This window comes from Brevibacterium aurantiacum (genome assembly GCF_007558825.1).
GTDB lineage: Bacteria > Actinomycetota > Actinomycetes > Actinomycetales > Brevibacteriaceae > Brevibacterium > Brevibacterium aurantiacum_A.
The window spans coordinates 432,897-452,997 of the sequence record NZ_VLTK01000002.1 but is presented as its reverse complement, the minus strand read 5'-3'; the positions used below and the strand labels follow the sequence as shown (position 1 = coordinate 452,997).

Annotated in this window: 22 protein-coding genes; 8 read left to right on the top strand and 14 right to left on the bottom strand. The window is 61.7% G+C overall.

Annotated features, from left to right (window positions below; translation table 11 throughout):
* Positions 1-35: 35 nt before the first annotated feature.
* Entirely contained in the window at positions 36-443 is a 408-nt protein-coding gene (locus FO013_RS04555) for a hypothetical protein (RefSeq protein WP_143921358.1), read from the bottom strand.
* Positions 440-1,867 (bottom strand): MocR-like pyridoxine biosynthesis transcription factor PdxR, encoded by a 1,428-nt coding sequence (pdxR, locus tag FO013_RS04550; protein WP_143921357.1) that lies wholly within the window; start codon positions 1,865-1,867, stop codon positions 440-442. Before pdxR ends, FO013_RS04555 begins: the two co-directional genes overlap by 4 nt.
* Positions 1,868-2,011: 144 nt before the next feature.
* Between pdxR and pdxS the strand changes: the two genes are divergently transcribed.
* From pdxS to FO013_RS04535, 3 genes are read left to right on the top strand one after another with little or no spacing between them, the layout of a single operon-like run.
* A complete protein-coding gene (pdxS, locus tag FO013_RS04545) occupies positions 2,012-2,893 on the top strand; it encodes a pyridoxal 5'-phosphate synthase lyase subunit PdxS (RefSeq protein WP_101620309.1) in 882 nt (293 codons plus the stop codon).
* The gene (pdxT, locus tag FO013_RS04540; protein WP_143921356.1) at positions 2,890-3,471 is read left to right on the top strand and encodes a pyridoxal 5'-phosphate synthase glutaminase subunit PdxT; all 582 of its coding nucleotides are present in this window, start codon (positions 2,890-2,892) and stop codon (positions 3,469-3,471) included. The genes pdxS and pdxT overlap by 4 nt, the downstream gene beginning before the upstream one ends.
* A gap of 10 nt (positions 3,472-3,481) precedes the next feature.
* On the top strand, positions 3,482-5,065 hold the full coding sequence (locus FO013_RS04535) for a helicase HerA-like domain-containing protein (protein WP_143921355.1): 1,584 nt from the start codon (positions 3,482-3,484) through the stop codon (positions 5,063-5,065).
* 51 nt (positions 5,066-5,116) lie between these two features.
* Here FO013_RS04535 and FO013_RS04530 read toward each other — a convergent pair whose 3' ends face one another.
* From FO013_RS04530 to FO013_RS04505, 6 genes are all read right to left on the bottom strand, one after another.
* Positions 5,117-6,121 (bottom strand): diacylglycerol/lipid kinase family protein, encoded by a 1,005-nt coding sequence (locus FO013_RS04530; RefSeq protein WP_186292983.1) that lies wholly within the window; start codon positions 6,119-6,121, stop codon positions 5,117-5,119.
* Positions 6,075-7,157, bottom strand: a complete 1,083-nt coding sequence (locus FO013_RS04525) for a winged helix DNA-binding domain-containing protein (RefSeq protein WP_143921353.1) — start codon at positions 7,155-7,157, stop codon at positions 6,075-6,077. Before FO013_RS04525 ends, FO013_RS04530 begins: the two co-directional genes overlap by 47 nt.
* 54 nt (positions 7,158-7,211) lie before the next feature.
* Entirely contained in the window at positions 7,212-8,519 is a 1,308-nt protein-coding gene (locus FO013_RS04520; RefSeq protein ID WP_260847994.1) for a carboxylesterase family protein, read from the bottom strand.
* Positions 8,520-8,529: 10 nt separating this feature from the next.
* A complete protein-coding gene (locus tag FO013_RS04515) occupies positions 8,530-9,039 on the bottom strand; it encodes a phosphoribosyltransferase (RefSeq protein ID WP_143921352.1) in 510 nt (169 codons plus the stop codon).
* Positions 9,040-9,098: 59 nt separating this feature from the next.
* Positions 9,099-9,572, bottom strand: coding sequence for a DUF2087 domain-containing protein (locus FO013_RS04510; protein WP_143921351.1), 474 nt, complete (start codon positions 9,570-9,572; stop codon positions 9,099-9,101).
* A gap of 184 nt (positions 9,573-9,756) precedes the next feature.
* Positions 9,757-10,116: a YchJ family protein gene (locus FO013_RS04505; RefSeq protein ID WP_143921350.1), complete on the bottom strand. Its 360-nt coding sequence runs from the start codon at positions 10,114-10,116 to the stop codon at positions 9,757-9,759.
* A gap of 76 nt (positions 10,117-10,192) precedes the next feature.
* Here FO013_RS04505 and FO013_RS04500 point away from each other — a divergent pair, with 76 nt between their 5' ends.
* The 4 genes from FO013_RS04500 to FO013_RS04485 all read left to right on the top strand — a co-directional run bounded on the left by FO013_RS04500 (position 10,193) and on the right by FO013_RS04485 (position 13,734).
* Complete coding sequence (locus FO013_RS04500; protein WP_143921349.1) at positions 10,193-10,771, top strand: HhH-GPD-type base excision DNA repair protein; 579 nt, start codon at positions 10,193-10,195, stop codon at positions 10,769-10,771.
* 134 nt (positions 10,772-10,905) lie between these two features.
* On the top strand, positions 10,906-11,547 hold the full coding sequence (locus FO013_RS04495) for a hypothetical protein (RefSeq protein ID WP_143921348.1): 642 nt from the start codon (positions 10,906-10,908) through the stop codon (positions 11,545-11,547).
* A 92-nt stretch (positions 11,548-11,639) separates the two neighbouring features.
* On the top strand, positions 11,640-12,395 hold the full coding sequence (locus tag FO013_RS23145) for a hypothetical protein (RefSeq protein ID WP_186292992.1): 756 nt from the start codon (positions 11,640-11,642) through the stop codon (positions 12,393-12,395).
* A 100-nt stretch (positions 12,396-12,495) separates the two neighbouring features.
* Positions 12,496-13,734, top strand: coding sequence for an NAD(P)-binding domain-containing protein (locus FO013_RS04485; protein ID WP_143921347.1), 1,239 nt, complete (start codon positions 12,496-12,498; stop codon positions 13,732-13,734).
* Here FO013_RS04485 and FO013_RS04480 read toward each other — a convergent pair.
* The gene (locus FO013_RS04480) at positions 13,704-14,372 is read right to left on the bottom strand and encodes a hypothetical protein (RefSeq protein WP_260847993.1); all 669 of its coding nucleotides are present in this window, start codon (positions 14,370-14,372) and stop codon (positions 13,704-13,706) included. The genes FO013_RS04485 and FO013_RS04480 overlap by 31 nt on opposite strands.
* Before the next feature lie 114 nt (positions 14,373-14,486).
* Between FO013_RS04480 and FO013_RS04475 the strand changes: the two genes are divergently transcribed.
* On the top strand, positions 14,487-15,203 hold the full coding sequence (locus FO013_RS04475) for a PIG-L deacetylase family protein (RefSeq protein ID WP_143921346.1): 717 nt from the start codon (positions 14,487-14,489) through the stop codon (positions 15,201-15,203).
* Positions 15,204-15,241: 38 nt separating this feature from the next.
* On the opposite strand, the gene tpx is transcribed toward FO013_RS04475, so the two are convergent.
* The 5 genes from tpx to FO013_RS04450 all read right to left on the bottom strand — a co-directional run bounded on the left by tpx (position 15,242) and on the right by FO013_RS04450 (position 20,076).
* Positions 15,242-15,742 (bottom strand): thiol peroxidase, encoded by a 501-nt coding sequence (gene tpx / locus FO013_RS04470; RefSeq protein WP_143921345.1) that lies wholly within the window; start codon positions 15,740-15,742, stop codon positions 15,242-15,244.
* Positions 15,743-15,821: 79 nt separating this feature from the next.
* On the bottom strand, positions 15,822-18,026 hold the full coding sequence (locus FO013_RS04465) for a bifunctional metallophosphatase/5'-nucleotidase (RefSeq protein ID WP_143921344.1): 2,205 nt from the start codon (positions 18,024-18,026) through the stop codon (positions 15,822-15,824).
* A gap of 100 nt (positions 18,027-18,126) precedes the next feature.
* Complete coding sequence (locus tag FO013_RS04460) at positions 18,127-19,098, bottom strand: DUF368 domain-containing protein (protein WP_143921343.1); 972 nt, start codon at positions 19,096-19,098, stop codon at positions 18,127-18,129.
* Positions 19,099-19,168: 70 nt separating this feature from the next.
* Entirely contained in the window at positions 19,169-19,687 is a 519-nt protein-coding gene (locus tag FO013_RS04455; RefSeq protein WP_260847992.1) for a DinB family protein, read from the bottom strand.
* A 2-nt stretch (positions 19,688-19,689) separates the two neighbouring features.
* The gene (locus FO013_RS04450; protein WP_143921341.1) at positions 19,690-20,076 is read right to left on the bottom strand and encodes a VOC family protein; all 387 of its coding nucleotides are present in this window, start codon (positions 20,074-20,076) and stop codon (positions 19,690-19,692) included.
* Positions 20,077-20,101 lie beyond the last annotated feature (25 nt).

Sequence of the window (20,101 nt, the reverse complement as noted above, 5' to 3'; positions counted from 1 at the left end):
CGGTCACTCGGGTCCTCAGTCCCAGACGGTCTCGGTCAGTCGCTGCGTGTTGTGGCCCCGCCGGAAGCTTCGTCCTCGGCGAAATCGGGGCCATTGGCCCCGGTGGTGAACACGACTGCAATGGCCAACGAGCCGAGTGCCGTGTAGCCGAGCCAGACGAAGCCTGCCGCCGAGCTTCCGGCGAGGGCGAGGATCACGGCGATGATCGTCGAGACCACCCAGAGCGAATCGAATATCGCCAGGTACTTCACATAGCTCTTCTCACTCTTGCGGGCGCCGTAGGAGATCTCCGTGGCGGCGCTGAGGAAGAGCAGGACGATCGCCGTGATCGCCAGCCACCTGGGCGCAAGCAGGAATGCCTCGACCGCGGGAAGAAACGCGCAGAGTGCGACCGCGACGAGCAGTTTGAAGACGCCATCGGCGACGAACCCGAATTTCATCATTCCCCGATCCTACTCAACCGCTCCTGCACCGTCTCCAACGCCTGATGCAGCACGGCGGCTTCGACGTTCGAGTGGGCGATGACGATACCGTGTCTGACGTCGCTGTCCGCACTCCATCCGGCCGCCAGCGAGGCCACAAGGATCCCTCGCTCTGCCAGGTCGGTGCGCAGCTGTGCTGCGGTGGCCTCTCGTGTCTCGATGACGAGGGTTCGACCGTCGTGGACGAGACCGGGAATCGCACCGACCTGAGCAAGGACCGCCTCGGCGGCTCTGAGCCTGCGCCGGCCACGCGAGATTCTGCGACGCAGCCCTCCCGAGCTCAGATAGGATGCGATCGCTGTCTGCATGACCGGTGAGAACGCCGGGCCCAAAGCGGTGCGCATGCCGCTCAATCGGCGGCCGAGCTCCCCGTGGGCGATGATGTACCCGGTGGACACGGCAGAGGTCAGCAACGTTGAGAACGTGCCGATGTGGACCACCTGTGCCGGGGCATCGGTGGACACCGCGAGATCGTAGAGGGTGGGCACCACTGTCCGGGCGTAGCGGGCTTCGCTGTCGTAGTCGTCTTCGATGACGATGACGCCGGTCGCCTGTGCCCATTCCAGGAGTCTGACCCGCCGGTCGATGGGCATGGTGGTCCCATGCGGGAACTGGTGGTTGGGAGTCACGACGACCGCGCCGAGGTGGTCAGCGGAGACAGCGGGCAGACGCGTGGTGTCGATCGGCTTGAGATCACGATCCGACATGGCTTGACGCAGTCCCGGAAATCCGGGGTTCTCGACGCCGATCGCACCCTCGACTCCCGTCGTGAGGAGCAGGCGGAGCCCATCACGGGATCCGCTGGTGAGGATGATGTCATCGGGGTCGACGCTCATCCCCCGCGTCAGGCGCAGGTGGTCGGCGATCGCCCATCTGGTCTGCGGCTGTCCCAACGGATCGATCGGACCAGGATCGATGTCGAGCGAATCACGCCAGGCTCTGCGAAACGCGGGTTCCTGCAGCGGGTTGTCTCCGCCGAAGCCGGGACGCAGGTCGACGAAGCTGCGCAGTCTGCGTCGTGGAACCTGTGGTTGGCGCATGCGCGGATTGCGTGTGCGTGCGGTGTTCGGCAGCTCCGGGTTCACCCGTGTGGATGAGCGTTCAGCCGTGGTGAGAAACCCTTCGACGACGAGTTGGGCATACGCGGTTTCGACCGTCCCACGCGAGACGTCGAGGTGGGCGGCCAGGCGCCTGCTGGCAGGCACCGGCTCTCCGGGGCGAACCGCTCCGGCGGCGATGAGCCGCCTGATCTCCGCCACCAGCTGATCGGGCAGCGGCGTCGGCAAATTCCGGTCGATGTCGATGGGCAGTGCGATCCCGTCGGCCCGGGGCAGAACTATGTCTGATTGGGCAGCATCGGTGTGCGTCGGCTGAGCTGGAGGCATGTATCGATCATACTGGCCTAAAACTTTTCATGTTTTCTGGCACTCCTGGTGAGCCACTTCGAGATCTAGTGTTGTGGTGAACGGCCGTTCTCACCGACCAGCTCGCCCATTCCGTCGGGCGCACCACAAACTGAAGGCACGACAATGACACAGACACAGACCCTGCTCAACACCGGCCTGGCCCAGATGCTCAAGGGCGGCGTCATCATGGACGTCGTCAACGAAGAGCAGGCCCGCATCGCGGAGGCGGCCGGAGCCTCGGCGGTCATGGCACTCGAACGTGTGCCCGCCGACATCCGCGCTCAGGGCGGAGTGGCCCGGATGAGCGACCCCGACCTCATCGACGGAATCACCGCTGCCGTGTCGATCCCGGTCATGGCCAAGGCCCGTATCGGGCATTTCGTGGAGGCGCAGATCCTCGAGACTCTCGGTGTGGACTACATCGACGAATCCGAGGTCCTGTCCCCCGCAGACTTCGTCAATCACATCGACAAGTCCGTGTTCAAGGTTCCCTTCGTCTGTGGTGCGACCAACCTCGGCGAGGCTCTGCGGCGCATCACAGAGGGCGCGTCGATGATCCGTTCCAAGGGTGAGGCAGGCACCGGTGACGTCTCCGAGGCGATGCGCCATCTGCGGACCATCAACTCCGAAATCAGAGCCCTGGGTGCCAAGAGCGAGGACGAGCTCTATGTCGCGGCCAAGGAGCACGCGGCCCCGTACCACCTGATCAAGCAGGTCGCCGGCCTGGGCCGATTGCCCGTCGTGACCTTCGTCGCCGGCGGCATCGCCACTCCGGCGGACGCTGCGATGATGATGCAGCTGGGCGCCGACGGCGTCTTCGTCGGATCCGGCATCTTCAAGTCCGGCAACCCCGAGGCCCGTGCCAAAGCCATCGTCGAGGCGACCACCCACTTCGACGATCCGATCGCCGTGGCCAAGGCCTCACGTGGGCTCGGCGATGCGATGGTCGGCATCAATGTCGCAGACGTTCCAGCACCCCACCGTCTGGCGGAGCGCGGCTGGTGAGAGTCGGCGTCCTCAGCCTCCAGGGAGCCTTCCGAGAACACCTCGCTGTCCTCGACTCCCTGGGGGTCGCCACCCGCAAGGTCACCAGGCCGGAGCACCTCGAGAACATCGATTCCATCATCCTGCCCGGCGGTGAGTCATCGGCCATGGTTCGCATCGCCGCCACGACTGAGCTCTTCCCCGTACTCGGGGAGAAGATCAGCGCTGGACTGCCGGTCTTCGGCACGTGCGCCGGGCTCATTCTTCTTGCGGATCGACTCACGGATGCTTCGTTGGACGGTTTCGACCGCCTCGGCGGACTTGATGTGACCGTGGCCCGCAACGCCTACGGCAGGCAGCGGGAATCTTTCTGTGCACCAGTACAGGTCACCGGCCTCGACGGCGCATTCGACGCAACATTCATCCGGGCCCCGCAGATTCTGGATCTGGGTACCGGTGTTGAGGTGCTCAGCAAATACGCCGCAGTACCCGTGTTGGTGCGGCAGGGCAATATTTGGGGCGGCAGTTTCCATCCGGAGCTCGGGTCGGATATGAGGATCCACGAAGAATTCCTGCACAGCCTCGGCGCGACCGTGTAAAGATTGAACCATGACGAATGAGACGCTGCAGAAACTCAAGTCCGGATACACCTTCGATGCGCAGACCTTGCATTTGGGGGTGGCGCTGAACGAGGACGTACCCGACAAGGACACGCCCATCTCGATCCCTCTGTCGATGCTCAACCGGCACGGACTTGTTGCTGGCGCCACCGGCACCGGCAAGACAGTGACCCTCCAGGTCCTGGCCGAGCAACTCTCTCGCGCTGGTGTTCCCGTCTTCGCGTCCGACATCAAGGGCGACCTGTCGGGAATCGGCGCGGCGGGCAAGGCGTCTGACAAGCTGAGCACACGACTCGAGGCTTCGGGTCAGGAGTGGAAGTCATCGGCCAACCCCACCGAGTTCTACACTTTGGGAGATTCGGGACTGGGAACCCCGCTGCGGGCCACCGTCACCTCGTTCGGACCGATCCTGCTCTCCAAGGTCCTCGAGCTCAATGACACCCAGGAATCGGTGCTCTCACTGGTCTTCCACTATGCCGACACTGCCGGCCTCGCGCTCCTCGATCTCTCCGACCTGCGCGCGGTGCTGAACTTCCTCACCTCCGATGAGGGCAAGGCCGACTTGGTAGACATCGGTGGAGCCTCGAAGGCCACCGTGGGTGTCATCCTGCGAAAGATCTCCGAGCTCTCTGCGCAGGGCGGCGATGTGTTCTTCGGCGAACCGGAATTCGACACCGCCGATCTGCTGCGCCTTGACGACAACGGGGCCGGAATCGTCTCTGTGCTCGAGCTCCAGAAGCTCAATCAGTCCCCTGCGCTCTTCTCCACGTTCCTGATGTGGCTGTTGGCCGACCTGTTCCAGGATCTGCCGGAGGTCGGCGATGCCGACAAGCCCTCACTTGTGTTCTTCTTCGACGAGGCGCACCTGCTCTTCGCCGATGCTTCGAAGGCGTTTCTGCAGTCGGTGACGCAGACCGTGCGTCTCATCCGTTCGAAGGGCGTCGGCGTCTTCTTCGTCACACAGACTCCGAAGGACGTGCCCGATGATGTGCTGGCCCAGCTGGGTTCGCGCATTCAGCATCAGCTGCGCGCGCATACTCCCAACGATGCCAAAGCGCTGAAGTCGACAGTGCAGACGTTCCCGAAGTCCGACTACGATCTCGAGGAACTGCTCACTTCGCTGGGTATCGGCGAGGCGATCGTGACGGTGATGGACCCAGAGGGGGCTCCCACGCCCGTGGCTCCGACGAGGATGCGTGCGCCCGAATCGCAGATGGGACCGATGTCCGAGGACGACATCAAGGCCGCCGTTGCGGCATCTCCGCAGCAGGAGAAATACGGCACTGCCATCGACAACGAGTCTGCTCGAGAGATCCTCACGAAACGCCTGGAAGCAGGTTCCGAGGCCCACGACGAGGAGCAGGCAGCCAAGGACAAAATTGCGTTCCCGGAGGACTCGGCACAGGACTCCCGGTCGGGATCAGGCTCGCGGTCGTCTACGGGGGCGAAGCAGAAGGAGGACGACAGCATGTTCTCCAAGGTCGTGCAGTCCTCGGCGTTCAAGCAGTTCACTCGCACTGCGGTCCGGGAGATCACACGCGGAATCTTCGGCACCTCCCGTCGTCGGCGTTGATTCGCCATTAGTCCAGCGCTACTTCTGCGCCAATCCGGCGCTGCTTCTGCGCTAGTTCGGCGTTAAGACCGTCAGCGCGGTCGTTCCGGCCCGCAGGTCCAGCCGGCGGCAGTCACCGATGAGGTCACCGTCGAGCTGGACCGGCGCGGGAGCCTCAACGCTGATGCTGAGTTCGGTTCCTCGCCAGTAGTGCATCGAGGAGTGAGCTGTTGGACGTCGGTTCGCACAGTCCCAGCCGATCTGTGCCCATTCGCAGAGGCGGCCACCAGCTTGTGTCGTTCTCAGCTCCACAGCGAGGAATTCGAACTCTCCTGCACCGACCTCGGCGTGGGCGAACACCGGAATAGGTCCGGCAGGTCGTGCGGTCTTCGATGCCATCACCGACCACACTTCAGTGCCGGTCGTGCCGTCGAACTGTGGGCTGGCCACGTGTGGGTCGTCGAGTCGGGCCTTGAGCAGTGGCGCGAAGAGAGCCTGGCTGGCGCCGTAGGCGTAGCCGAGGATTCCCAGTCTCAACGCTGCCGGCAATTGTGTGCGCCCGGATATTGCTCTCGCATCTCCCCCGACTCCTGCCAATGACACGAAGTGCTCACGGCGTGGACCAGTCGCGGTGAAGCAGTCTGCTTCGTTCACGGGGACATCGCAGCTCAGCACCGGCTGAGATCCCAGATGCGCTTCGGCCAATCCCAGCGCAGACGCAGTCGAGCGGATTCCAAGGTGCCGGGCCAGGACATTCGCAGTTCCGGTCGGAATGATGAGCACAGGCATCTGCGCTGCCGCTAGCACCGGAGCGCAGACGCGCAGCGTTCCATCGCCTCCAAGGACAACGATGAGCTCTGCACCCCAGTCAAGCAGTCGCGAGGTCTGCTCGGTCCCTGGCCAGTGCTGTGTCGTTGTTGCGCTGCGATACGTGATCCGGTCCCGGTTGAGGATCTCGACGAGTCGGGCATAGGCGCGCATGGTCCGTGCGTGCTTCGGGTTCGCGAGGATTCCGACCTTCATCGCAGCCTCAAGCGAAGGCGGGGTGAGAGGCGGCGACAGCCTCGGCGCGGTCATGGTCGACAGCATTGTTGTCGAAGGGTTCGATGATCAGGCGTGGTCCGGTCTTGCGCGGTGAGCGCTTCCATGTTGCCCGTGCCTTGGTGCCTTCGATGAGGGTGTTCTTGAACATGCCGTTGCTGCCGGGGACGACCAGCTTCTCGTGTGTCGGATCCAAGGTGGCGCTGCGGTCCTTGTACCCGAGGATGATCTCATCGAATCCCGGAAGCAGCAGCAGTTCGTTCGCCTGTGACTGGCTCTCTTGCAGGCGGTCTTCGAGCTCGGGTGCTTGGTAGTGCTCACGGCCGTCGATGCTGATTTCGACGATCTCTCCGTCGGAGACGGCTGCGGCGATGGCTGTGCGCACCGGTGTCTTGGGCAGTCCCGTCCACCGTGCGGCGTCGTCGATCGTCACGGGCCCGTGGCTGAGGACGTAACGTCGCATCCATTCGTGGAGAGCGGCTTCTGCATCGAGTTCCACGGGGTTCGGGATCCAGTCCGCGGTGAGGACGTATCTCATATCGTCTCTGCCGTCGACCATCGGCCCCTGGGCGATGATGTTGCGCAATGCCAGGGTGGTGATGAGGTAGCGTTCGTGCCCGTATTCCTCGCCCGCCTGCAGCGGTTCGAAGGCGTCGAGCAGTTCCTGGCGGGTCAGGGGTCCGTGGGCACGGATCGTTTCTTCGGCCAGCTGTGCGGCGTCGTCGACCATGGCATCGTCGATGCCGAAGACCTCACGCCGCTTCGCCACAGCTTTCAAGGTTCGTTGTCCGGTCAGCCCGAGGATCCAGCCAAGGTCCTCAGCCGCAGCCAGGTGGATCGTGCCTCGCTGCGTCCACGTCCGGATGATGTCCCCAGAATCCATCGCCTCGCGAATGGCAGCCACCGAGGACCCTGTGCGAAGAGCGACCGAGACCAAGGCACCACCCAGCGCCTGAGCCTGGACACACCCGAGATGTCGGACAGCCGAGAGCGCTGTGACGGTTCCCGATTGCGCAGAACCGATGAGTCCCTGGGAGATCAGACGGGCGGCTGAGACCTGCTGTGAGTCCATGTGCCCACGATAGTCCACGGCACTGACGCAACCTTGAGCTTCCGCGTCGCTGGATCAGCCGAGGATGTCGATGAGTCCGGGCACAGGCACCCGCGGCAGTGCGCCGGAGGCCGTGAACCGTCCCCAGATTCTGCGCAGTTCCGGACCGGCGATCTGTGCCGATACTCCGTAGTCGAGGAAACTGTCATGCCAGACGTCGCCGGGGAACAGCAGTGGGAGGTCACCGGAGTGTGCTGCGTCGAAGAAGCTGCCATCACCGCGAGAGACGATGAGGAGGCGTGTGCCTTGGCCGCCCGCCATGCGGTGTCGATCGTAGAATTCTTTGGCTGCACGAGTGTAGACCGCCGAGGTGATGCCTGAGATCAGCGATTCGAGCATCGGTGAGGTCAGGTGCCGATTGTGGAGCCGACGGAAAGCCGGTACGAAACCGGCGAAGAAGGCGATCTCGCGTTCGGTGCGGGTCATGAGCACGTCGTATTTGCGTGCGGCCTCAGCCCATGCTGCGTCGGCGTCGGCTTTCGCCGGCAGCGGGTGGTCGCCGTAATGGACGCCGAAGCACATGCCGGCGTGCAGTCCACCGACCAATGCCGCCCTGTGCACTTCGTCTTGTGCGGCGAGGATGTCGTCGACACTGGCGTCGGGGTCGATCTTCTCAGCGACCTTCGCCATGGCCCAGTTCATCGGTTCGGTGCCACCGGCGAGTCCCAGCGGCGCCGAGGCCAGGATCGCTCGGTGGAAGAGGTCATCGGCTCCCTCGGCGATCATCAGGTGCGCGCATGCGTCAGCACCGGCGCTCTGCCCCGCGATCGTGACATTGTGCGGGTCTCCCCCGAATGCCGCGATGTTGCGCTGGACCCAGCGCAGAGCCGAGATCTGGTCGAGGAGGCCGAGATTGGAATGCTCAGGTTTGCCCGTTCCCAAGAACCCCAGGACGCCGAGGCGGTAGGTGACCGAGACGACAATGATGTTCTGTTCCTCGACGAGGGTATGCGGATCGTAGATCTCCGCATCCCCGGCGCCAGCGACATAGGCACCGCCGTGGATCCACACGAGCACAGGCAGCGTCGAGTGGTCTTCGCCTGCGTCCACGGGAGTTGTCACGCTCACCCGCAGACAGTCTTCACTGGTGGGCAGGCCGCCGAGCTGGTCGAAGGTCATTCCCGCGTTCGGGTCGCGTCGGTACTGCGGACTTCCGGGACCGGGCTCTCTGCCATCGACGACGTCTGCAGGCGGCTCATCGACGGGACGGGCGAAACGCAGCGCGCGGGCATAGCGGATGCCCCGAGCGCGGATCACGTTGCCGTCGACGTAGGCTCGGACCCGACCGCACGGGGCCTCGACGTCCCGCCAGGCATCCATCATGGCCGGCAGCTTACTTGGAGGCGACGACCGGGGGCTCGGCCGACCAGGGGAAGACGATCCACTGATCCGTGCGCTTCCAGACGAAGTCCGGGTCGATGATGGATGCTGACTTTGCGTAGATCACTGCGGACTGGGCTTCGGCGCCGTGCTTCTTCAGCAGTTCGAGGACCAGGGCGAGGGTGCGCCCTGAGTCTGCGACGTCGTCGACGACGAGCAGCTTCTTTCCTTTGATGGCCTCGATGTCGAGCATCGGTGCCAGGAGAATCGGATCGGGCAGAGTCTCATAGACGTCGGTGTAGAACTCGACGTTGATGGCGTCAGAGAGCTTGAGGCCGAGTGCGTAGGCCAGTGCACCAGCCGGCAGCAGGCCGCCACGGGCGATTGCGATGACGATCTCAGGGTCGTATTCGGAGTCGGCGATGGTCTGCGCCATCTCCCTGGCCGACGTACCGAATGTGTCCCATGTCAGGATCTCTTTGTCGTTGAGATCGGTCGAATCGGCGTGGTATGCCTGGCCCATGAAGACTCCTAGTGAATGCCCGTTGTTTACCCGAGCTTCAAGGATACGTGGTCGCCGACTCAGCGCAGAAACGTCTCGAAGGCCGCCGTTTCCTGGCCGAGGTGTCCACTGCGCTCAGGCAGCGGATTGTTCACCCAGTACTGACCGGTGTGCGCATCGCGGTTCAGGTATCTGTAATCGATGAGTTCCCGACGCAGTCGTGCGAAATCCGGGTGGAAGGCTTCGAGGATCGTGTTGACGTCCTTCTCGCGGTAGATCCGGTCGGTTTCGAATACTCGGAGGATCTCCAACAGGATGACGACGAGGGCCCTACGCTTCGAAGGGATGGACACCAGACGGCCATCGCTCATGAACGTTCTCAACGTTTTGGCCCTGAAGGCATCTGCTTTGGGATCCATCGGCCGTGATGCGTTGTGGCTCTGATGCTCGTGAACTCGGCCTTGTAGCACTGCAGCGCGGGCGGAGGTGAAGTTCTCCCCAGTTGAACTCATGCGCTGGCGAACGAGATGTTTGAAGTCTTTGTGCTTGGTCATGGCGCCTGATCCTCAACAACCAAGTCTCCCCCAGCACGAAACCTGGTCAAGAGATCACCGTGACAGGTTCGTCCGAGGATTCTCTCCCCTTCACCGAATGGTCAGTGAGCTGGGATCACGACCGAGGTTGGGCGATGGATGCGCCGCTGCCAACAGTATAGACACAGTTCGTCAGTGATGCCGATCAGTCGATGGCGTCGAGGTAGACCCAGCGACCGGCCCTGCGAACGAATGAGGAGTTCTCCTCAAGTGTGTGTTCGCCGAGGTGGTCCCTGCAGGTGGCACGAAAGTGCACCGTTCCCGTTTCGTCGGCTTCCGATCCACCTGTCGTGCCTAGAATCTCCAGACCCAGCCAGGTGGTGTCGGTGTCGAGACCGATGTCGGCTGGCCTGGTCTTGGCATGCCAGGTGCGGAACAGGTGGTCCTCGTTTTCGCGGGCGAATGCGGTGTAGCGGGAGCGCATGAGCGTCTCAGCAGTCGTTGGCCATGCCTGTCCGTCCAAGGCGGGACGGCAGCAATCGTCGTAGTCGGCGCCGGGCGGCATTCCAGAACAAGGGCAGATCATGACTCGATGGTATCTCTGAGGTGCTTGCGGCCTGGTTACATGCCACTATGGACGCATGAGTTCAGTTTTCCTCTCCGGCAACTCCGAGGCCGATGCCCTACTTGCCGATGACCCATTCGCCCTGCTGATGGGAATGCTGTTGGATCAGCAGGTGCCGATGGAAGTGGCGTTCGCTGGGCCTGCGAAGCTTGCTGAGCGTCTGGGCAAGCTCGATGTGGTCGAGATTGCTGAGATGAACCCGGATGAGTTCCTGGAGAAGTTCTCGATCAAACCTGCGGTGCATCGTTTCCCGAAGTCAATGGCGACAAGGGTTCAGAAGCTCGCAGCGGAGATCGTCGACGGATACGATGGCGACACTTCAGCCATCTGGACGTCCGGAGACCCGACTGGTCCCGAGGTTCTCAAACGATTGAAGAAGCTGCCTGGCTTCGGCGATCAGAAAGCGAAGATCTTCCTGGCGCTACTCGGCAAGCAGTTCGAATTCAACGCCGACGGATGGCGTGAGGCAGCTGGTGACTACGGTGATGAAGACAGCCGTCGTTCAATCGCCGATGTGGTCAATGAGGACACCTTGCTGGAAGTCCGCGCCTTCAAAAAGCAGCAGAAGGCCGCTGCGAAAGCAGCGAAGAAGTAGGTCCACTCACTCACGGGCAAGTTATCCACAGATTCAACTTCGCCTGTTCTCAAAGTCGCAGTTCTCGCATAATGTAGAGATTCCAGGCGAGATTCGTATATCTGCGCCGGAGTTCTCGACCACAGAGGCGTGGAATGAAGACTGGACCTGGCGGACGTATCCGCTATCGAACGACGACAGCACTGACGTTGGCAGCGGCACTTGCCCTGCCCCTCGTGCTCTCAGGGTGCGAAGACCATTCCCCTGTCGCCGCGCCGACATCGACACTGCCCGCCAAGGATTCTTCCGCGGCAACCCCTGCAACTGATCCGCAGCCGACAATCCCCGCCTATGAGACCGAACTCGACTTGAGCCCCGAAGAAACGGAAGCCGTTGAAGGGGCGTTGATTGCGTTCGAAGGGTATTTTCGATCGGTGAATTCTGCCTATTCGGGCGACTTTGAGTCTGCCGTCGATTTTCCGAAATTCGCAAGTGGGGACGCTTTGGAGTCCATCAGAGGCGACGTCCAAGTCGTCGAGAACGGCTCATATCAATTCACCGGAAAGATCTCCCCAAGCAAAGTCGCAATCGATGATGTCAAAAATACAGATGACTCCGAAGACGTAAACATGGTCTCTGTGAATTTTTGCTTCGACTTGACGAAGTGGTCTCTTCACCCAAAAAGCAATGCAGACACACCTCTGGAATCGGACCTCGTCACGATGGAACACACCATTAAGAAGACTTCAGATGGTTGGCGAGTCGCGGAACAATCCCTAATAGAGAAGCGATGCTGAGGCTACAGAGCAATATCGCAATCATAATTTTCGTAGCCTTAGTTGCTGCGATTTTGGTCCCATCGCCTGCGCTCGCCGGACCGAATTGCGATATGAGGGATATAAACAATTGCTCGGCTGATACTCCGGGAGGGGGCGGCGGTAATCCTGCTCCGCCTCCGGCAAGCCCACCTGGCCCCGGCGGGGGCGCTGGCGGCGGCAACGGTTCCGGCGGTGGGGGCGGCGGCTCCGGCGGCGGAGGCGGGAACGACGGTGGCGGCGGGCTGCCCGACTGCGTCCTCGAGGAAGTCGGTCATATTTGTGCGAATCTTCCAGGTCCCGGCCCTGGCCCCGGCGGCGGTGGAGGCGGTGCTCCTGTGAGGCCCGAGCCACCCACCCGTATTCCTGAGTCTCAGTTCCAGACCTTCGACATTCCGGCCCCGACGATTCATGCCTGGCCCAAGGATTGGGCCGTCATCGGCAAGCCAGCTGCCTTCTGGACGGATGCAGATACCAGCTACATCGACATGACCCTGCTGACGTACGCAGTCACGGTGAAGGTCACCCCTGAAAAGTACTACTGGGACTTCGGCGATGACACCGGTGGCACCACATCGAAGACAGGGTCGAAGCCACGGCCAGGCGACGAACCGCAGATTGGTCACGACTATCAGAAGACCGGAACGAAGACTGTCGGCATGACCGCGACGTTCAGTGGCGAATTCTCTGTCGACGGTGGCCCATGGCTGCCCATCGACGGTTTCGCACACGTGGCAAGCAACGACATCTCCATTGATGTCTATCGCTTCCACCGCTACCTCGTTGATGAGGACTGCTACATGAACCCGCGGGGACCTGACTGCAATTGACCCTCCGCTCACAGTGGCATCGAATTCTTTACGACTCGGAATCATCATCCGCGGCACTGGCCCGAAGGCAAGAACGGCAGGAACCTGAAACAATGGCCACATGGTGTGCCGTATTTCGGAGTTGCTGGTCGACTCCCATTGGCCGATCGTCATCATCGGCGCAGGTCAGGCTGGCCTTTCGGCTGCCCACTATCTCTGGCGCGACGGACTGGTGCCCGGCAAGGACTTCATCGTCCTCGACGCCGGAGCCGGCCCTGGCGGCGCGTGGCGTGAACGGTGGGATTCCCTGACACTGGGGGCGACGAACCATGTGGCGGACCTCCCGGGGTTCCCACTGGGCACACCGGATCCCTCAATACCCGCCTCGGCGGTGGTCTCCGACTATTACTCGCGTTTCGAACGCGAGCTTGAACTCTGCGTCGTCCGACCCGCTGAAGTGGTCACCGTAAAGTCACCCACCCCCGGTTCCGGGCCTCTGGAGATCACATCGAAGATCGACGGTGAACGTGTTCAGCTCACGAGCCGGTATCTGATCAATGCGACCGGCACGTGGACGCATCCCTATGTTCCGTTCGTCCCCGGCATCGCCGAGTTCGAAGGTCGCCAACTTCACACCGCAAACTTCCGCGACGTCGAAGACTTCCGGGGCTTGAGGACTTTGGTCGTCGGCGGTGGCATCTCGGCAACACAGTTCCTGCTCGAACTCGCGAAAGTCACCGATACGCTGTGGGCCACGCGTCGGCCCCCGAACTTCACCTCACGCGAATTCGACGGCAACTGGGGCCTCGAAGTCGAACGCGCCGTGCGCTCCCGGACCTTGGCCGGTCTAGCCCCGGCCAGTGTCGTGCGCACCACGGGCCTGCCGATACGAAAGGATTTCCAATACGGCGTCGAATCTGGGGTCCTCGTCTCACGCGGAATGTTTGATGCGGTCCTGCCTCACGGTGTCCACTTCCCCGGGCGAGCAACCGAGGTAGAGACGACCTCGGAAGGCCTCGGGCCTTCTGCAAGCGATCACTTGGCGATGCCTGAGTCATGGCAGCCCTTCGAACACGAACGTGCCGAAAACATCGATGTCATCTTCTGGAACACCGGTTTTCGGGCCGCTCTCAACCATTTGGCGCCGCTGCGCCTGCGCACACCAGATGGAGGAATCTCCATGGAAACCGAAGTCTCGGTCAAGAACGACCGACGAATCTTCCTCGTCGGATACGGCTCGGCCAGTTCAACGGTCGGTGCCACCCGTGCGGGACGGATCGCGGCCAGAGAGCTGCTCAAACGCCGCCAAGGAGCACTGCGCACACGCTCTTATGAGAGTGCTGGCGATTCCAGGACCTGATCGGCGAAGCTGACGGTCGGCAACATCTGCGCGAAGAGCGCGGCAGTGGCTTGGTCACTTGACACCGTGACCATCTCGACGGTGACCTTGTACAGTCGACCGTTGTCCGAGATCCCGGCAATGGCTCCATAGAGCACGGACTCGGTTTCGTCGATGGCCCGGATCTCCTGGCGGCCGAGCAGCCCGTGGACGGTCCAGTACGCGCCACCGGCCACAGTCCCGGAGTTCTCTTCCATAATGCTTGATCGCGATTCCCCGAAGGTCTGTTCCTGTGCTGTATCGATGATGCTCTGTGCCGTTTCGTCGTCGGCTTCATAGCAGTTGACGGTGATGATGGCGCCGTTGTCGCGGCTGTAGAGCTGATAACTGTCGTAGGCAAGGTCGCCGTTCCATTCGCTGTCCATGGCCATCTGCACCTTGACCGGGCATTCGGGCCCCAAACCGACCGTCACCTGATCCATTCCCGCAGGAATTACAGGGCTAGCGGATTCCGGGGGCGTCTCTTCTTCGGATCCATCATCGATGCCGACGCTGACCGGTCGCGAAGCGCCCTCGTCGGTGCTCACACGAAGGGCTGAGCACCCGGAGAGGGCCAGGCCCAGCACCATCACACTTGCCAGGAGGAGACTCCGATACATGGGCCCGCTTTCGAATGGTGGAGCGTCGCTGTTTCCACAGCGCCACTCATATCGTACCCATCGCAACCCCCGGCTGCTCTGGCACAAGTGTCGCGCGGGGCTTAGCCTTGGACTATGACCGAGCTTCCGATCTTCGATGACGATGATGTCAATCGCCTCCTGTGCATAGTTGCCCACCCCGATGACATGGAATATGGTGCGTCCGCGGCTGTGGCCAAGTGGACCGACCAGGGAAAGTCCGTGTCCTATCTGCTTCTGACTCGCGGTGAAGCCGGAATCCGTGAAATGTCCCCTGAGAAGGTTATTACCCTACGAGAAGGTGAGCAGCGACAGGCGTGCACGATCGTCGGAGTTGTGGATCTTGAGATCCTCGACTTCCCAGACGGTCTTCTCGAGCCCAGCATCGAGCTCCGGCATGCGATCGCGAAGAAGATCCGCCAATTCAAACCTGATGCCGTGATGGTGACCAACTGGGAACTCAAGATGCCGTGGGGCCTGAACCATGTCGACCATCGCGCGGCCGGCATCGCCACGATCGATGCCATCCGTGATGCCGACAATCCGTGGGTCTTCACCGACCTCAAGGACGATGGACTCGAAGTGTGGAAGGCCGACAAGCTGTTGGTCAACGGGGCTGATCCCACCCATGCTGTGGTCCTCGACGAGGAACACGTCGACCGGGCCGTACGCTCTTTGGAGGCTCATGCCGTCTATCTCGAGGCCTTGCCCGACCATCCAATGCCCTCAGACATGATCCCCGAAATCACCTCGGAAGCCGGAACACGGGCAGGCGTGAAATACGCGCTGCCCGTGCAGGTATTCGACATGTAGCACCCGGCACACCGAAGCGGTGACCGGATCCGACACATTCAGGCGCTGAGTGCGGCGACCGCCGAGTCGTAATCCGGTTCGGTGCCGATCTCGTCGACCAGCTGCTTGTGGATGACGGTTCCCTTTTCGTCGAGGACGACGACTGAGCGGGCCAGCAGTCCGGCCAGGGGGCCGTCGACCATGGTCACGCCGAATTCCTTGCCGAAGGCGCTGCGGAATCCGGATGCGGCGACGACGTTCTCAATGCCTTCGCTCCCGCAGAAGCGCGCCTGTGCGAAGGGCAGGTCATTGGACACACACAGCACTGTGGTGTTCTCCAGGCTCGCGGCGAGTTCGTTGAACTTGCGCACCGAGGCCGCACAGACACCGGTGTCCACGCTCGGGAAGATGTTGAGTACAACGCGCTTGCCCGTAGTGTCGGCAGAGTTGAATTCGCCGAGGTCGTTGCCCACGAGGCTGAATGCCGGTGCCTGTGTGCCCTTCTCCGGGAGCTCGCCTACAGTCTTGACCGGTGTGCCTTGGAATGCTGTTTTCGCCATGTTTCTCGCTCGCTTTCTATCGTGATCACTGCTGTCGGTTCCCACCCTACGTGAGTTCACCGACACGAGAATCGCCCTTTCAGATCCGACGACGGCGGGCGAACCAGACCAATCCCGCTCCGAGTCCAATGATGGCTGCCGCAATCCCGATCGACGCCCCCAGTTCCGCGCCCGTGCGTGGCAGATCGCCGCCGGCATTCGCATTCCCGCTGCTGTCGGATGAATCGGATCCCTTGGCATTGTCCATGCCATTGTCAGAATCCGTTCCGTTCGCCGAGGTGGTCCCATCGTCGGCATCGACCGTGGCGTCAGCGTCGACTGTGGAATTCGCACCGTCGTTGGCGGCAGCGTCTTCGTCGCCGTTGGCACTGTCCGTGCCGTCTGCTCCATCGGCGTTGCCGCCGTCGGAGGTCCCGTCCGCTTCTGCCTGTGAATCGGCTTCGGTTTCTGCCGCGGCCTCGGATGACGCCTCGTCATCGTCGCCTGGGTCCTGCGAGGTCGTGACAACCTGCCAGTTCTCATCGTAGAAGTCCGTGGGATCGACAACCTCGTTGTCTTTGACCCAGTCGATGAGGCTCTGACGGACCTCGACCTGTTCGTTGTAGACCTCTTTCAGGTCACCGACCGGGTAGTCGCCCCCTCCTGACTGGCGGTAGTTGTTGATCGCGAGGATGAAGGTGTCATCATCGTCGACCGTATTTCCCTCTTTGTCGGTGAGGTTCTCGATGCGTTCGCCGACCGGTTTGGACACGTTGATGTCGTAGTCGATGCCCGAGAGCGCGTCGTAGTTATAGTCAGGAATCGGGCGATCGAGGCCTTCGTCGATGGCGTTGGTTCCATTGATCGGGTCGAAGTCGGCGCCTTCTTCTGTCTGTTTGAAGTAACGGGCGGAGTACTCGAGGTATTCGCGCAGCTGTGAACCGTTGATTTCGACTCCGCCGAGGGTGTTGTCGAAGACGTAGAGTCCGGCGACGTCGCGGATGGTGATGTCTCCGGCAGGGAATTCGGCTGTGCGGCTGAATGGTGAAGCCTGCGAGATGACGGGCACGTCTTTGTATTCGGTGTCTGCCAACGCGGTCTCCACCGTCTCGGACTGCACCTTTGAGATGAAGTCGAGGATCGCAGTGTCCTCATAGTAAGAGGTCTCTGCGCTCATGGTCTCGGTCACTGAGCCGATCTTCGTGTTGACGTAGGCGACGGTCTTCTTATGCTGGGAATCGATGAGATCGTTGATCTCCGGATCCTCAGCGACATCACCCTGCGTGGCAAGTGGTGTGGCTTCGGGTTCGGTACTCCCCCAGTCGATCCCCATGTCTTCGAGATTGATGGGCAGGTCCACCTCGGAGACGGACCGTGCCCAGTAGTTGGGCTGAGTGATGAGCGCCTTCGTCCCGTCCTCGCGTGACACGACCTGGCTCGGCTCATCCTGGTGAGTGTGTCCGGCGACGAGCACATCGACTCCGGGGACCTTCGCGACAGAGATGCTGACGTTCTCCTGCAGCTTCGAGGGGTCCCAAGTCTGGCCTTCTGGGTCCTTGCCGGAGTGTGAGAGTACGACGACGATGTCTGCCCCTGCGTCCTTCATCTCCGGGACGTACTTCTTCGCAGTCTCGACGGGGTCATCGAAGTGGACCTTGCCGGAGAGTTTGTTCTTATCCCAGATCCGACTGCCTGGGGTCGTCACACCCAGCACACCGATGGTGATCTCCTGACCGGCGACGTTCTTCTCCACGAGCGTGTAGGGATCGAGGTGGGGCTTGTCGTCGTCGTCATTGATGACGTTCGCGCCCAGGACGGGGAAGTTGACCTGCTCCTTGTATTTGGCGAGCAGGTCAAGTCCATAGTTGAACTCGTGGTTGCCCGCGACCTGTGCGTCATAGCCGACATGGTTGTAGGTTTTGGCCATCGGGTGCGTCTCACCGGTTTCGGTGATGCGTTCCTGCTGCGCGTAGTAATACGTCAACGGGGTGCCCTGGATCGTGTCACCGTTGTCGACGAGGAGCACCGAGTCCTCGCCCTTGGCCACTTTGACACCCTTGATCAGGGTGGAGGCACGCGACATGCCGAGTTCTTCCCCGTCGGGGTAGGGAGCATTGGCGAAGTAGTCCCAGTTGAGGACGTGACCGTGGACATCGGTCGTCGCCAGTAGGGTGAGTTCGCCCGTGGCCGCTGCCTGTTCCTCATCCGGAGGCCCGCTGCCCAGCCCTGTCGCCGAGGCCGCTGCTGGGCCTGCAACGATGAGTGTCAGTGCCAAAGTGGACGAGGCCAAGCTTCGCAAGCGCATAAGTCTCCAGATGTAGTTGTGGTTCAGATCTCCCACTCTAATCCGAATCCCGGCGACCCTGAGCAAATCCTGAGCGAAATCTGCACAAACTATGTTGTCTCTACTGTTCGACGAAGTTGTCCTTGGCAGTCCTTGACTCGAACATCGACTCGATGACGATGAGGACAACCACGATTGCCGCACCGATGACGGCGAGAATGATCGGGGCACCGATCGGGTCGAAGGGCGCGAGCAGACCTCCGGCTTCTGCATCGGATTGCCACGGCCACAAGGCTCTCAAAGAGCCGAGCATCAGGCCAGCCATCGCGACCAGAGTCCACCAGCGGTGATTGTGCAGCAAATAGCGCAGGATGTTGACGAACAGTGCCAGGCCGAGGATCGCGCCGAGTCCGAATACAGCGATGTAGGCGAGGTCGCGATCGTTGACTGCGCGCAGCGTGGTGGCGTAGAGGCCGACTGCGAGGAGGAAGAACGATCCGGATACGCCGGGGACGACCAGAGCGCAGATGGCGATTGAGGCGACAAAGAAGACCGCAATGAGTGGAGGGTTCTCGACGTCGGATCCACCGGCCAGTCCGGTCATCCAGAAGGCGAGAGCTGCAGCGGCGAGAAAGACGAGGATACCCAACAGCAGAGGTTGCCCGCTGCGCGCCGGCAGCATCCGCAATGGGACGGAGATGCTGGCCGCGACGAGTCCGAAGAACAGGCCCCTGGCAAGTTCTGGGTTGGCTGTGACAAAGCCTTCCATCACTCCAGCGATGCTGAGGACTGCTGTCGCCATGCCTAGGAGGACCGGGATCACGAGGAACCAGTCTGTGCGGCGCAGTTCTGCGACGGCGCCGCTCCAACGGTCAGGGCCGGTGATCACAGTCTTCGCCGCCCTGACCACATGGGCAGCCGAGTCGATGAGCTGGTCGTAGACTCCGGTCACGAGTGCAATCGTTCCGCCGGAGACCCCAGGGACGAGCTCGGCAGAGCCGATCAGGAAACCGCGGAGCAGATCGAGGGGAATCAGAGCTTTGGAACGGGTGGTCTTCACGGAAGCGGCCGCCTCGGAGCTGGAGTTAGTCATAGTTCCTTCAGCCTACGAGACTCACACTCTCCGGTGCCAACAATAGGCTCTATGTCACCGTCGTGGCGTCCTAGTCGCCGGTGGCTCCATCGATGCTTTCGCGGATGAGATCGGCGTGGCCTACGTGTCGAGCGTATTCCTCGATCATATGGATGAGCACCCACCGCACGTTGAATCGATCTCCAGAGGACCGCTCGTGTGCCACGAAGGTATCCAAGTCATCGATGCCGGCGAGGATCTCCCGCGACTGTTCACAGGCCTTGGCATGCAGCCTCAGCAGGTAGTCGGGCGTGTCCTCGGCTGCGCTCTCGAAGTCCCAGTCAGGATCGGCTTTCCAGTCAATGCTCGCCCACGGTTCAGACAGTTCCTGGTCCAGGATATCCTCGACGAACCATTGTTCTTCGACCAAGCTGAGGTGCTTGATGATGCCGCCCAGGGTCAGCGGCGATGCACCGACATGACGGTTGAGGTCAGCCGAGGCCAGTCCTTCGACCTTTCTACGCAGCACCGCACGATAGTAGTCGAGGAACTCTTCCAACCCCTGACGCTCGTTCGGCGCTGCGGTCGGGTCTGTTGGTGACGGGCTCATGGTCATATTTCACCTTCTTCATTCGGTGCCTTCCGCCCGATGTCGAAGACATTTCCTTCGGGGTCTTTCAGCGTGGTCCATTCGATGCCGAACTCGGCAAATGAGGCAACCTTCTCGGCCCCCAATGCCACCGCACGGTCGACATCGGCGGGATAGTTCGGGTCATCGAGATCGATGTGCAGGGGGTTCTTTCCCTCGCCGCGTTCCTTGACCTTGAGAAAGAGCATGCCGGGAGTCGTCGATTCGCCACTGTGGACGCCGCCGATGCTGGCGACGAATTCGTTCGCGCCGTCATCGAGTTCGGCGTTGAGAAGTTCGGCCCAGAACACCGACTGGGCCTCGACGTCTTTGCAGTCGAAGGTGATGCTCAGCGAGGACAGTGACGCCATGGCTGGTGGTCCTTTCATAATGATG